Annotated in this window: 12 protein-coding genes and 1 tRNA gene; 7 read left to right on the plus strand and 6 right to left on the minus strand. The window is 69.8% G+C overall.

Annotated features, from left to right (window positions below; translation table 11 throughout):
* Positions 1 to 50 precede the first annotated feature (50 nt).
* From QNO12_RS06640 to QNO12_RS06655, 4 genes are all read right to left on the minus strand, one after another.
* Positions 51 to 1,640 (minus strand): carbohydrate-binding protein, encoded by a 1,590-nt coding sequence (locus QNO12_RS06640; RefSeq protein WP_257501987.1) that lies wholly within the window; start codon positions 1,638 to 1,640, stop codon positions 51 to 53.
* 125 nt (positions 1,641 to 1,765) lie between these two features.
* A complete protein-coding gene (adhP, locus tag QNO12_RS06645; RefSeq protein WP_257501988.1) occupies positions 1,766 to 2,824 on the minus strand; it encodes an alcohol dehydrogenase AdhP in 1,059 nt (352 codons plus the stop codon).
* A 95-nt stretch (positions 2,825 to 2,919) separates the two neighbouring features.
* A complete protein-coding gene (locus tag QNO12_RS06650; RefSeq protein WP_257501989.1) occupies positions 2,920 to 4,404 on the minus strand; it encodes an aldehyde dehydrogenase family protein in 1,485 nt (494 codons plus the stop codon).
* Positions 4,405 to 4,615: 211 nt separating this feature from the next.
* Positions 4,616 to 5,521, minus strand: a complete 906-nt coding sequence (locus tag QNO12_RS06655) for a phosphotransferase (RefSeq protein ID WP_257501990.1) — start codon at positions 5,519 to 5,521, stop codon at positions 4,616 to 4,618.
* 88 nt (positions 5,522 to 5,609) lie between these two features.
* On the opposite strand from QNO12_RS06655, the gene QNO12_RS06660 reads away from it, so the two are divergent.
* The 4 genes from QNO12_RS06660 (at position 5,610) to QNO12_RS06675 (ending at position 9,839) form a co-directional block, all read left to right on the plus strand.
* Positions 5,610 to 6,395, plus strand: coding sequence for a DeoR/GlpR family DNA-binding transcription regulator (locus QNO12_RS06660; RefSeq protein WP_257501991.1), 786 nt, complete (start codon positions 5,610 to 5,612; stop codon positions 6,393 to 6,395).
* Complete coding sequence (pfkB, locus tag QNO12_RS06665) at positions 6,392 to 7,381, plus strand: 1-phosphofructokinase (protein WP_257501992.1); 990 nt, start codon at positions 6,392 to 6,394, stop codon at positions 7,379 to 7,381. The genes QNO12_RS06660 and pfkB overlap by 4 nt, the downstream gene beginning before the upstream one ends.
* A 48-nt stretch (positions 7,382 to 7,429) precedes the next feature.
* On the plus strand, positions 7,430 to 9,502 hold the full coding sequence (locus QNO12_RS06670; RefSeq protein WP_257501993.1) for a PTS fructose transporter subunit IIABC: 2,073 nt from the start codon (positions 7,430 to 7,432) through the stop codon (positions 9,500 to 9,502).
* A gap of 67 nt (positions 9,503 to 9,569) precedes the next feature.
* On the plus strand, positions 9,570 to 9,839 hold the full coding sequence (locus QNO12_RS06675; RefSeq protein WP_257501994.1) for an HPr family phosphocarrier protein: 270 nt from the start codon (positions 9,570 to 9,572) through the stop codon (positions 9,837 to 9,839).
* Between the two features lie 74 nt (positions 9,840 to 9,913).
* On the opposite strand, the gene QNO12_RS06680 is transcribed toward QNO12_RS06675, so the two are convergent.
* Positions 9,914 to 10,552 (minus strand): MBL fold metallo-hydrolase, encoded by a 639-nt coding sequence (locus QNO12_RS06680; protein WP_257501995.1) that lies wholly within the window; start codon positions 10,550 to 10,552, stop codon positions 9,914 to 9,916.
* Positions 10,553 to 10,656: 104 nt separating this feature from the next.
* Between QNO12_RS06680 and QNO12_RS06685 the strand changes: the two genes are divergently transcribed.
* The 3 genes from QNO12_RS06685 to QNO12_RS06695 all read left to right on the plus strand — a co-directional run bounded on the left by QNO12_RS06685 (position 10,657) and on the right by QNO12_RS06695 (position 12,714).
* A tRNA-Glu gene (locus tag QNO12_RS06685) sits at positions 10,657 to 10,732 on the plus strand.
* A 239-nt stretch (positions 10,733 to 10,971) separates the two neighbouring features.
* The gene (locus QNO12_RS06690; RefSeq protein WP_350338522.1) at positions 10,972 to 12,006 is read left to right on the plus strand and encodes an FtsX-like permease family protein; all 1,035 of its coding nucleotides are present in this window, start codon (positions 10,972 to 10,974) and stop codon (positions 12,004 to 12,006) included.
* Positions 12,007 to 12,015: 9 nt separating this feature from the next.
* Positions 12,016 to 12,714, plus strand: a complete 699-nt coding sequence (locus QNO12_RS06695; protein ID WP_257501997.1) for an ABC transporter ATP-binding protein — start codon at positions 12,016 to 12,018, stop codon at positions 12,712 to 12,714.
* A 41-nt stretch (positions 12,715 to 12,755) separates the two neighbouring features.
* Here QNO12_RS06695 and QNO12_RS06700 read toward each other — a convergent pair whose 3' ends face one another.
* Entirely contained in the window at positions 12,756 to 13,349 is a 594-nt protein-coding gene (locus QNO12_RS06700) for a TetR/AcrR family transcriptional regulator (protein WP_257501998.1), read from the minus strand.
* Positions 13,350 to 13,425 lie beyond the last annotated feature (76 nt).

Genomic DNA, 13,425 nt, shown 5'->3' on the forward strand with positions numbered 1-13,425 from the left:
CGTGCTGCCGCCCGTACCCGAAGTCGTCGAGCGACGCCCGGGCGACCGCCCTAGAGCCGGCCGAGAGCGGTCAGGAAGCGGTTCGTGTAGGCCAGGGCCGGCACCGAAGGAGTGGAGTTGCAGGTGTTGGAGAGGGCGGTCGAGCCGCACGGCACGTCGCGGTCGAGTGACCAGTAGTGCAGGCCCGCGAGGTCATTGGCCACGGCGTAGGCGGTCATCTCGTCGATGTCCTGCAGCGTGAAGGTCTCGTCGGGGATGTCGTTGAGGGCGATCATGGGCGTGAGCTCGACTTTGTCGAGCGGCACGGCGGGATAGCTGTGCCGCAGGTTCTTCGCCGCCTGGATGGCCGACTTGCCCATGTCGCAGATCGCACCCGACATCACGCAGACCGAGGATGACGCGGGGCCGTAGTCCATCACCATGAGGTTGATCGTGTAGTTGCGCAGCGGCGACGCGAGCACTGCCTTGATGACCGTGTCTCCGGTGTCGTTCACTCCGCCGAAGCTGCCGTCGGAGGCGCCGAGCGTGGCGACGGTGAAGGAGAAGCGCAGGTTCGGGTAGAGATCCTGAACGGCGGCCGCCGCTGCGACCTGGTTGCGGATGTCGGCGGCCGACTGGCCGCGCTCGATGTCGAAGTCGACGCCGATGAGGTTGTCGCTCGCGTAGCGGTCGATGAAGGTGCGCATGCCGGCGGCCGATGCGCAGGTGAAGCTGCCCGCCGCGCCCCCGGTGCCGAGGATGTAGTCGTAGTCGGCCGCATCGAGGCCGGCGACGTTGGCGGCGGCGAAATCGGGGCCGGAGACGCCAGCCCAGTTCTCGGCGCCGCACTCACCGGTGGCGAAGGCGAGGGTGATGGTGTTCAGCTGCGGCAGCGTGGACTGCAGCGTCGTGCCGGCGCCGACGAGCGGGGTGGGGGAGCCGTTGACGGCCGTGGTCCCCATCGTGTAGCCGGTGCTCCAGAACATCGCCTGCGCGATGTCTTTGTAGGGGCTGAAGACCATGCCGCTGGGCGTGCCCGTCGGGGGCGGTGTGCCGCCGCCCGGGGTGGGGGTGGGAGTCGGAGTCGGTGTGGGTGTCGGTGTCGGTGTGGTGGTGCCGCCGCAGGTCGTCTCGCTCCAGTACTGCGGTGCGGCGCTCGGCGACCACCAGTTCGGCGCGAAGGTGGACACGTAGGGCTTGCCGTTGAAGGTGACCTTGTCGCCCTTCACATAGGCGGGGTCCCCCGAGTAGGGCTGGACGAAGGGGCGGCATGCCGTCGGGGTCACGGTCGGCGTGGGCGTCGGGGTCGGTGTCGGAGTGGCCGTCGGTGTCGGAGTGGGCGCCGGCGTGCCGGCGACCGTGTCGCAGGTCGTCTCGCTCCAGTACTGCGGTGCGGCGCTCGGCGACCACCAGTTCGGCGCGAACGTCGACACGTAGACCTTGCCGTTGAAGGTGACCTTGTCGCCCTTCACGTACGCGGGGTCGCCGGAGTAGGGCTGGTGGAAGGGCGCGCATCCGGTGGTCTCGGCGGCGGATGCGGTCGAGACGGATGTCGACACGCCCGCGATCGCGCCGCTCGCGACCAGCCCGAGCACGGCGATCAGCGTCACCACGCGGTGCAGGCGGCCAGGCCGCGAAGACTCCTCTGTTGTCGTCGACATGCCCGTGCCTCCCCCAAATGGCCGGTTGGCGCACCGACTGACGCCGAGTCTAGTGGTGACACGAATCCGCCATATCACGAGTCGGTATTGACTGCGCCGCCGACGGCTCGACGCTCAGGCCGCAGTCATCTTCCCCCGCCGCTGCCGTCCCCCTCCGGAACGAGGTCGGCGGTGTGGTACATGAAGACCAGCCGTGCGGGCACCGTACCGGCAAGCACCTCGTCGACCGAGTCGTTCACCTGTTGCAGCTCGCGCGTCTCGGTGATCACGCGGGTGCGTCCCGCGGCGTGAAGGGCGAAGACCTCTGCGAGGTCCTGCCGGGTCCCGACGATCGAGCCGATGATGCTGATGCCCTTCAGGACCGTGTCGAAGATCGGCACCGTAAGCGTTCCCTCGGCGGGCAGTGAGACCAGGACCAGGCGCCCTCCGCGGTTGAGCGCGTCGAAGGCCTGACCGAAGACGGCCGGCGCTACCGCGAGGATGATCGCGGCGTCCGCACCGCCGAGGTCGCGGATCGCCTGTACCGGATCCTCACGACGTGCGTTCACGACGAAGTCAGCGCCGAGTTCGGTGGCCAGTTCCAGCTTTTCCTCCGTGACATCGACCGCGATGACCTTGGCGCCGACGAGCCGGGCATACTGGACCGCCAGGTGACCGAGGCCTCCGATGCCGAACACCGCGACTGTTTCCCCGGGGGTGATGCGGGCGTTCTTGATGGCGGCATAGGTCGTGACGCCCGCGCACGTCAACGGTGCAGCGTCCAAGGGCGTGACGTTGTCCGGAACCGGGACGGCGAAGCGTGCCTCGGCGAGCATGTACTCGGCGTAGCCGCCATCGACGGCGTACCCGTTATTGAACTGCTTTTCACACAGGTTCTCCCGTCCGTCGATGCAGTAGCGGCATTCCCCACAGGCGTGGCCGAGCCACGGCATGGCGACGCGCTGACCGACGCGCCGCGTCGTCACACCCTCCCCAAGCTCTTCAACGATCCCGACGCCTTCGTGCCCCGGAACGAGGGGCAGATGCGCCTTGACGGGCCAGTCGCCGTGCATCGCGTGGATGTCGGTATGACAGAGACCGCAGGCTTCGAGCCGGACCAAAACCTGGCCCGGGCCCGGTTGAGGAACGGGACGCTCCTCGACTCGCGCCGGTGACCCGAAGGCTGTGACGACCGCTGCACGCATGATTCCTCCTCGTTCGGACCCGCATGGACGAAGTCTGTCCGTACGGAGGTCCGGGCGCGCGTGCCGAAGGTCCCGTCGCCCGTTCCGGATTCGGGCTACGAGACGTCCGCGGGATCGATCGCGATGATCACCGACTTGGACCTGGTGAACGACTCCAGCGCCTCCGGCCCGCTCTCGCGCCCCCAGCCGGAGGACTTCACCCCGCCGAACGGCACGGCGGGATCGAGCATCGCCCAGCCGTTGATCCAGATGATGCCCGCCTCCAGCCGGTTGGCCACGCGGTGGGCGCGGCTGATGCTGCCGGTCTGCACGCCGGCCGCCAGCCCGTACGCGGTGCTGTTGGCGAGGCCGATCGCCTCATCCTCCGTGTCGAAGGGCTGGACCGTCAGCACCGGGCCGAACACCTCTTCCTGCACGGCGACCGCGTCGTTGCCGAGCCCGGCGATCACGGTGGGGGCGAAGTAGAACCCGCCGTCCAGCTCGACGCGATGACCGCCGGTGATGATCGTGCCGCCCGAGGCGACGGCATCTTGCACCATCTCCTCGACCTTCTCCAACTGCACCCGGCTGGCCAGTGGCCCGATGACGGTGCCGGGATCACTCGGACGACCCAGCAGGACACCACCGACGGCCTGACCCAGAATGCCCACGACGGTGTCGTACAGCGGACGCTCCACCAGCAGCCGCGGACCGGCCATGCAGAATTGGCCGGTGTTGAACACGAATGCATTGATCACGGCCCCGATCGCCTTGTCCACGTCCGCGTCGGCGAAGACGATGTTGGCGGCGTTGCCGCCGAGCTCCGCCACGATCGGCTTGAGGTGCTCTCCCGCGGTGCGCGCCACAATCCGGCCGACGGCCGTGGACCCGGTGAAGGCGATCATGTCGACGCCCGGATGCCGCACCAGGGCGTCGCCCAGTTCGGCCCCGGGTCCGACGACGAGGTTGTAGACCCCGTCCGGGACGCCGGCGTCCCGCAGGATCTCGGCCATCAGCAGCGCACTCAACGGCGTCTGCGGGGCGGGCTTGTGAACGACGGTGTTGCCGGCCGCGAGCGCGGGGGCGAGCTTGGAGCTGGAGAGGATCAGCGGGAAGTTGAACGGACTGATCGCCGCGACCACCCCTCGCGGTTCACGTCGTGTGAACGCGAACGCGGGCAGGGGCGTCTCCCGGACGGATCCGTCGAGGTGCTGCGCCAGGCTCGCGAAGTACTCGAACTGGTCCGCGGCGGTCGGCACGTCGATCATCCGCGCGAACAGGATGGGCTTGCCGACATCCAGGCTCTCGGCCTGCGCCAGTTCTTCGGCCCGCTCTCGGATCAGCGCGGCCACGCGCAGGAGTACGCGAGAGCGCTCTCGTCCCGAGATCCTCGACCAGCTGCCGGCGTCGAACGCGGCTCGCGCGGCCTGGACGGCGGCATCCACGTCGGCCGTCGATGCCGCGGCGACCTCGCCGAGCCTTTCGCCCGTCGCCGGATTGGTGACCTCCATGCGGGCGCCGTCCACCGCCTCCTGCCAGCGACCTGCGATCATCAGATCCGTGCGGATCCCGGGTGCGGCCGCGGCCGTCGTCTGAGTCACTTCTTCTCCTCTTCGAGAGCCCTGACGGGAAGGAACCGATCGTGCGCAGCGCTGCGTGATCCGGGTCGGGTCGTGCGCCGGGTTGCAACGATCCGTGGTCTGTCAGTCTCGCTGAAAGGCATCAGCGTGACAAGAGGCACGGGATCATAATGAAGCCATGGATGCTGCCGTGTCGTCCTCCTCAGAGCGCGCCGTGGCGTGATTCCCGCGGTCAGCGCACCAGTTCCCGGAGGGCCTCGGCGGCCAGCGCCGCGTACTCGGGGTTGTCGTCGCTGTGGTCCAGCAGCAGGAGGGCCACCGCTGCCGCCCATCCGTGCGCGCGCGTCCACGTCGCCGCGTCGTACCGCTCGCCGGTCGCGGCGATGAATTCCGCCCTGCCGACGGGATCGAAGGCAAGCCACGCGACGGCGAGGTCGTAGGCGGGATCGCCGGCGGTCACATCGCCGAAGTCGATGATCGCGACCAGCGCAGAGCCCCGCGCGATGAGGTTCCCGGGGTGCAGATCGCCGTGGATCCAGACCGGAGCGTCCGTCCACGCGGGCGCGGCCAGCGCGGTCGCCCACAGCCTCTCCGCACGGGCCAGCGCCGCGCTTGAGATGCGCCCTCGCAGCGACGCCAGGCGCCCGGCCACACCGGCGGCCCGGTGCGCGAGCGGCACGCCGCGCACCGGGTTGACCGGATGATCCGCGGGCGCCGGGACGTGCAGGGCGATCAGCGCGGCCGCGAGGGGTGCGGCCCAGCCCGCGCGTTCGGCTCGGGGGATGCCGAGGCCGGCCGCGCCGTCGAACCAGGGCACGATCGACCACGCCCAGGGGAAAGAGAGCTGGGGGCGGCCGTTCACCACCGGCGCGGGGACGCCGACGCCGGTGACGGCGAGACGCGCCGCGATCGGGCCGAGCACGTCCTGTTCGTGCAGAACGAGCGGAGCGGACAGTGCCCGACGGGGCAGTCGCACGGCCCAGGCCTCACCCAGACGCCACACCGAGCAGTCCCACCCGTCCGCGACATGCGCGAGGGAGAGGTTTCCTGCGCCGGGAACCGCGCCGGCCTGCGCTCTGACCAGACCGCGCACGAGCTCCTCCGAGATGACCAGTTCGGCGGCGGGCTTGTCGGGCACCCATCGACCCTATCCAAAGCGTTCCCAACAGGGACCTTGTGTATGTGTGGGAATGTGTTGTAATCTGTGGGAAATTCGAGGAGGAACCGTGTACGCGATGGAGCGCCAAGAGCTGATCGAGCGACTGCTGCTCGACGAAGGACGCGTCAGGGTCGTCGACCTGGCCCGCCGCTTCGAGGTGACCACCGAGACCGTGCGCCGTGATCTGGACCAGCTGGATCGGATGGGGGCACTGCGCCGCGTCCACGGCGGCGCAGTCGTCCGGGACCGCGAGAGCACTGTCGAGCCGACGCTCACGGAGCGCTCCCACCGTCGCAGCGAAGCGAAGGCGGCGATCGCGCGTCGCGCGCTGGCGCTGGTCGGCGATCGATTCCATGGATCGCTCTACCTGGATGCCGGAACCACCACGCATGCGGTCGCCGCGCAACTCGAGGAACGGTTGCTGGTCACCGGCGGCCAGGCGGAGGTCGTCACGCACTCCATGACACTGGCCCACACCCTCGCCGGAGCATCCGAGTCATCGCTCACCGTCATCGGGGGACGGGTGCGCACTGCGACCGCCGCCGCCGTCGGCGCCGATACGGTGCGCGCGATCGAGAGGCTGCGGCCGGACATCGCGTTTCTCGGCACGAACGGCATCTCCTCCACGTTCGGCGCGAGCACCCCCGACCCCGATGAGGCCGCCGTCAAGTCCGCGATCGTGCGGGCAGCGCGGCGGGTCGTCGTCCTCGCGGACGCGGAGAAGCTCGGCCATGACCTCCTCGTGAGCTTCGCCTCCCTGGACGAGATCGATGTCCTCGTGACGGATGCTGCGCCGGACGCCGAGTTGGGCGCCGCCCTGGCGGATGCCGACGTGGAGGTGTGGGTGGCATGAGTGCGCGCGCGCAGCCCGGCGGCAGGATCGTGACCGTCACCGCCAATCCCTCGCTGGATCGCACGATCACCCTGTGCGACACCCTGCGTCCCGGCGAGGTGCAGGCAGCAGCATCCGCTCGCGAAGACGCCGGAGGCAAGGGCATCAACGTCGCGCGGGTGATCGCCGCGGCAGGAATCCAGACCCTCGCGGTCCTGCCGCTGGCCAGCGACGATCCCTTCGCCGCGGTGCTCCGCTCGAGCGGTGTCACCGCGCATGCGGTCCAGATCGACGGACACGTCCGCGCGAACCTGACGATCACCGACCCTGCCGGCGTGACCACGAAGCTCAACCTTCCCGGAGCGCCTCTCTCGGCGCAGGATGCGACCGCGCTGATCGCCGCCGTGGTCGCCGCCAGCGAGGGTGCCGCGTGGCTGGTGCTCGCCGGGTCGCTTCCCCCGGGAGTCGGCGTCCGGTTCTACGTTGATGTCATCCGCGCCGTTCGGCGGCGGTGGGGCGCACAGGCGCCGCGCGTCGCCGTCGACACGTCCGGCGCCGCCCTGCGCGCGGTCGTGGACGAGGCCGCACCGGATCTGATCAAGCCGAACGAGGAGGAGCTGGCCGAGCTGGCCGGCATCGCGCTCGCGGACAGGACGGACCTGGCAGCGGCCGTGCTTCCGGTCGCACGTGCGCTCGTTCCCGCCCGCGTTGCCGCAGCCCTGGTCACCCTGGGGGCCGAGGGCGCTGTGCTGGTCACCGCCGACGGCGCCTGGCAGGCCAGGCAGCCCCCGATCCGCGTCGTCAGCACGGTCGGCGCGGGCGACAGCGCCCTGGCCGGTTACCTCATCGCGGACGTGGACGGCCCGCATGATTGGGCCGGTGACGACCCCGCCGAGCGGCTGCGTCGCGCGGTCCGCTACGGCGCGGCGGCGGCATCCCTTCCGGGCACCCAAGCCCCCTCACCGCAGGACCTGCCCGCCGGCGAGGTCCTCCTTCGCGCTCTCTGATCGCCCCCCGCCACAACTGCACCGCACTCCCGACCATTGGAGGTCATCGTGTCCCAGACAATCACCCCGGAGCTGGTGTCGCTGGACACCCCGCTCGGCGCCGACAAGGCGTCGGTGATCCGTGCCCTTGCGGCACGCGTCGCCGAGCAGGGCAGGGCAGCCGACGCCGACGCGCTGTTCCAGGACGCCTGGGCGCGAGAGCAGAAGGACGAGACCGGGCTGCCCGGCGGCATCGCCATTCCGCACGCCAAGAGTCCCTCCGTCACCGTGCCCTCACTCGCCTTCGCACGGCTGAAGCCCGGTGTCGACTTCGGTGCACCCGACGGCCCCGCCGACCTGGTGTTCCTCATCGCCGCTCCCGAGGACGCGGCCGAAGCTCACCTTGCGGTGCTCTCCAAGCTCGCCCGCAGCCTGATGCAGGATGAGTTCACCAGCGGTCTGCGAGCCGCCACCACCGCGGATGAGGTCGTCGCGATCGTGCGCACGGCCATCGGCGAGACGGACGCCGCACCCGCGACGACCGCGACCTCGGCTGCGTCGGCCGGCGCAGCCGCCTCGGCGCCGCCCGTCGCCGCTGCGCTGAGCGTCGACGGGCGCCCTGCCCGGGTGGTCGCCGTGACGGCGTGCGCGACCGGCATCGCCCACACGTTCATGGCCGCCGACGCCCTCACCGCCGCGGGAAAGAAGGCGGGGATCGACCTCGTCGTCGAGCCGCAGGGCTCGAGCGGATATCAGGCGCTGCCGCGAGACGTGATCGACAACGCCGACGCGGTCATCTTCGCCACCGATGTCGATGTGCGCGAACCGCAGCGCTTCGCCGGCAAGCCGGTCGTCCGCTCGGGGGTGAAGCGGGGGATCGAACAGCCCGATCAGATGATCGCCGAGGCGGTCGCCGCAGCCAACGATCCGAGCTCCGCACGGGTCAGCGGCACCGCGACCGCGGCGTCGACGCCCACGGCCGCGCCGCTGTCCTTCGGCGCGCGCATCCAGCGGATCCTGCTCACCGGCGTCAGCTACATGATCCCGTTCGTCGCCGGCGGCGGTCTGCTGATCGCGCTGGGCTTCCTGCTCGGCGGGTACGAGGTCACCGCCAACGCCGCGACGGTGATCACCCAGAACTCGCTGTGGGATCTGCCGACCGAGGAGATCACCTCGCCACTGGGCGCGCTCGGGCAGTACCTGGGCTCGGTGTTCTACATGATCGGCTCGACGTCGATGGGCTTCCTCGTCTCAGCGCTGGCCGGCTACATCGCCTTCGCGATCGCCGATCGACCCGGGATCGCACCGGGATTCGTCGCCGGCGCGGTCGCCGTGCTGATGAACGCGGGCTTCATCGGCGGTATCGTCGGCGGTCTGCTGGCCGGTCTGGTGGCGTGGTGGCTGGGCCGCCTGCCGGCGCCGCGCTGGCTTCGGAGCCTGATGCCGGTGGTGATCATCCCGCTGGTGGGCTCGATCATCGCGTCCGGTCTGATGATCCTCATCCTGGGTCGCCCGATCGCGACACTGATGATGTGGCTCACCGACTGGCTGACCAGTCTCACCGAGTCGGGCGGCGCTGCCATCGGCCTGGGCGTGATCCTGGGCCTGATGATGTGCTTCGACCTGGGCGGTCCGGTCAACAAGGTGGCGTACGCCTTCGCGGTCGCCGGACTGGCGGCCGGATCGGCGGATAACCCCGCACCGCTGCTGATCATGGGCGCTGTGATGTGCGCGGGCATGGTCCCGCCGCTGGCCATGGCTCTGGCTTCGACGGTCCTGGCCCGGAACGTGTTCACTCCGGTGGAGCGCGAGAACGGCAAGGCCGCGTGGCTGCTCGGGGCCTCGTTCATCTCCGAGGGCGCGATCCCGTTCGCGGCGGCCGACCCGCTGCGGGTTATCCCGGCCTCGATGGTCGGCGGCGCCGTGACCGGTGCGCTGTGCATGGTGTTCAACGTGCAGTCCTACGCACCGCACGGCGGCATCTTCGTCCTCTTCGCGATCAGTCCCGTCTGGGGCTTCCTGGCGGCGCTCATCGCCGGCGTGCTCGTCACCGCCTTCCTGGTCGTCGCCTTCAAGCGCTTCATCGCGCCCAAGGAGCTGAAGGTGGCCGAGAACATCGGCGCGGTAGCGGTTCCGGCGTGACCCTCGCCCCCCTCGCCTCGGATGCGGAATGCTGGAGTCAGCCGTCTTCTACGAAAGGTGAATACCCATGAGCGAACGTCAGGCAACCATCGCGAGCAGCTCCGGCTTGCACGCGCGGCCCGCGAAGCTGTTCGTGCAGGCCGTTCAGGAGAAGAAGATCCCGGTCACCATCGCCGTGGAGGGGGGCGCCGATCTCAACGCCGGAAGCATCCTGTCGCTCATGGGCTTGGGCGCCTCGCACGGCACCGTCGTGACGCTCAAAGCCGAGGGGGAGGGCTCGGAGCAGGCGCTCGACGAGCTCGTGGCGCTGCTGGAGACGGACCTCGACGCGGAGTGATGGGTCCGGGCGTCATCGGACGATGACGTCGGATGCCGCGGCCCTCGGGGTCGCGGCATCCGTCGTCTCCGGCCTCACAGGTCTGTCGCGTCCCCGGGTTCCAGCTCGAGGAACTCGCCGCCGTTCTTCTCGGTGGCCCAGCGCAACCGCGCGCGGTGCATCGTCCGCCCGATCACCGAGAGCGTCATGTCGTGCGTGCCGAACGCCTGCTGGGGCGCGACGGCGAGGACGAAGTCCATCGCGTCGCCGATCTTGAGCCACGGTGCGCCCAACGGCGCAGCCAGCAGCCGCACGTCCACGCCCTTGGGTACGGCGTACGAATCCCCGGGGTAGTAGAACTGATCGTTCACGAGGACGCCGACGTTGTCGACCACGGGCACCGTCTCATGGATGACGGCGTGCTGCCCGCCGAAGAACCTGAGGGTGAACGGCTCGATCTGCACCGTGTCGCCGGGGTTCACCATGGTGATGTCGTAGCCGGCCGCGGCCTTCACGACACCCTCCGGCGCGAAGATGGGGATGTCGGGGGCGTTGCGCAGGAGCCGGTCCAGGTGGTCCGGCGTCCAGTGGTCGGCGTGCTCGTGGGTGATGACGATCGCCACCACCTCACCCAGGTCTACCAGGGGGTCGGTGAATGATCCGGGGTCGATGACCAGGGTCTTGCCGGAGTCCTGGACGGTGAGCGCGGCGTGGAGGTGCTTTGTGACTCGCATCGTCCGAGTCAACCGGGCGAGGGCGGTCGGGGCAAGTTCTTGACACCCGGGTGGATTTGTCGGGTACGCCGAGCCCATGGCATACTTATACGGTTGTCCTGTGCGGCCCCATCGTATAGAGGCCTAGTACGCCGCCCTCTCACGGCGGTAACGCGGGTTCGAATCCCGCTGGGGTCACCAACACTGAAAACCCCCCGGATTTCCGGGGGGTTTTCGAGTATCCGGGCGCGGATGCCGCGCCGCCCGGCCGCAGTGCCGGGGCACTCGCGCCGCCTGTGAGCCACCTGCGAGAGGCTCCGTTCCGCGGTGCTATCCTGGCCACGGCAGTTATGCCGACACAACTGTCAGTAAGGTTCACTGTGTTCGTTGCATGGCGTGATCTCGGCTTCGCCCGGGGCCGATTCGCTCTCATCGCTGCTGTGGTGCTTCTCATCACTCTCCTGGTCGGCTTCCTCGGTGGTCTGACCCAGGGCTTGGCCAACGCCAACATCTCGGCGGTGCTTCCCTTCCAGGCCGACAAGGTGGTGCTCTCGGAGCCCGCGCAGGGCAAGTCCCTCAGCTTCTCGGACTCCACGATCAGCGCGGAGGCCGCGGCGATCTGGACCGCGGCGGACGGCGTGGAGGCAGCCGAGCCGCTCGGCATCCTGACCAGCCGCGTCACGGCAGCGGGTGACCGCGAGCAGACCGCGTCGCTGTTCGGAGTCGACAGCTCCTTCGCGGACATCTCGCCCGATCAGATGATTCCGACCGAGGCGGGGACCGTGGTCCTGTCGGAGCGCTCGCACGAGGCGCTGCTGGCCGATGTCGGTCAGGAGATCACCATCTTCGGCGACACCTTCACCGTGGCCGGGATCTCACAGGATGCCGAGTACAGCCACACCGGTGTGATCTGGATCCCGATCGACGACTGGCGCACCACCGTGGCGAAGCAGACGGCGGCGGATGCCCCGTTCTCGACGGCCCTGATCGTCCGGGGCGCACCGACGGACGCCGCTCTGGTGGACGCCCAGGCAGGCACCGCCTCCAGTTCGCTGCTGATGTCGCTGATGGCGATCGAGGTGTTCAAGAGCGAGATCGGCTCGCTGGGGCTCATGCTCGGACTGCTGCTCGGCATCTCCGCGCTGGTCATCGGCGCGTTCTTCACGGTGTGGACGATCCAGCGCAGCAAGGACATCGCCGTGCTCAAGGCGCTGGGCGCCTCGACCGGCAGCCTGGTGCGCGACGCGCTCGGTCAGGCCTTCGTCGTGCTCCTCGTGGGTGTGGGGCTCGGGATCGGGCTCACCGTGGCAGCGGGAGCCGCGCTGCCCGCGGCCGTCCCCTTCGTGATCAGTCCGCTCACCACGGTGCTGCCCGGCATCGCGATGGTCGCTCTCGGTCTCGTCGGAGCCGCATTCGCGCTGCGCAGTGTCGTCAAAGCCGACCCGCTTTCCGCCCTCAACGCTCAGAACAGCTAGGAACCGACCATGATCGAACTTCGCGAGGTCACCCTCACCTACCCAGACGGCGACGGCGTCATCACCGCGATCAACGCGGCGAGCCTGAAGGTCGGGCCCGGCCAGATCACCGCGATCACCGGCCCGAGCGGGTCCGGCAAGTCCAGCGTGCTGGCCGTGGCGTCCACGCTGATCTCCCCGCAGCACGGCGACGTGCTGATCAACGGCACGCCGACGGCGGGCCTGTCCCGTCGCGAGCCCGCAGCCCTGCGCCGGGACGAGATCGGCATCGTCTTCCAGCAGCCCAACCTGCTCGCCTCCCTCACGGTGCTCGAGCAGCTCGAGCTGATGAGCCACCTCGGCTCGTCCAGGACGCGGCGATCGCGGTCGGCGACGCGCGGGAAGGCACTCGAGCTTCTTGCCGCCGTGGGCCTGGAGAAGAAGGCGCACAAGCGCCCTCAGGCGCTTTCCGGAGGCGAGCGGCAGCGCGTGAACATCGCGCGGGCGTTCATGAACGACGCCTCCGTGCTGGTGGTGGACGAGCCGACGAGCGCTCTGGACCAGGAGCGGGGCGGGGCGATCATCGAGCTGATCATCGAGCTGACCCGCTCCCGCGGTGTCGCCACCCTGCTGGTGACCCACGACCGGTCCCACCTGCCGCTGATGGATGCGGTGCTGACGATGGTCGACGGCAATCTGAGCGTGCACGAGCGCGCAGCCCTCGCATAGCGGCCACGCCGCGCGGGCCGCACCGCCCGGGCCGCGTTCGGCTACGCCGGCGCCGGGCCGGGCGGCTGGACCGCGGCGTGGATCAGGGCGATCGTCGCACGGGTGACAGCCTCGGGCTCCGCACCCGACTCGATGGCGCCCATGGCCGACTCGAGCACGCCGCCGAGCAGGCGCGCGGTGATCATCAGGTCGGGCACACCGAGTCGCTGCAGTGCATCCATGAACGGCGCCACCTGCTCCCGATGCAGCTCTGACAGCCGGGCCCGACACTGCTCCGGCAGCTCGGCGCCGGACAGCGCCGCAGCCGGCCGGTGCGCGCCCTCGGCGGCCTGGCGCAGGGTCTCGCGCACGTACGCGTCCATCACCTCGAGCGGCTCGACGAGTCCGTCCAGCGCGACGGCGAGGCGGGCGTTGGCCCGCGGGAACGAGTCCTCGATGATCGCGGCCAGAATCCCAGCGGTTGAGTCGAAGTACTGGTACACGCTGGGGCGGGCGAGCCCAGCGGCCGCGCCCACGGCGGCGGGAGTGACGGCGGAGACGCCGCCCCGCACGAGCAGGTCCGTCGCGGCCGTCAGGAGCGCCTCGCGCTGCCGTCTGCGGTGTTCGGCGACGGTCGGGGCGGAGATCTTCGGCATGCCTGTGCGGCTCCTTCATCGGGCGATGCTCGTAGTTTAGCCACCGGCCTGCTCGCCACGGTCGGCCTGCCGCCTG

This window comes from Microbacterium sp. zg-B185 (genome assembly GCF_030246885.1).
Taxonomy (GTDB): domain Bacteria; phylum Actinomycetota; class Actinomycetes; order Actinomycetales; family Microbacteriaceae; genus Microbacterium.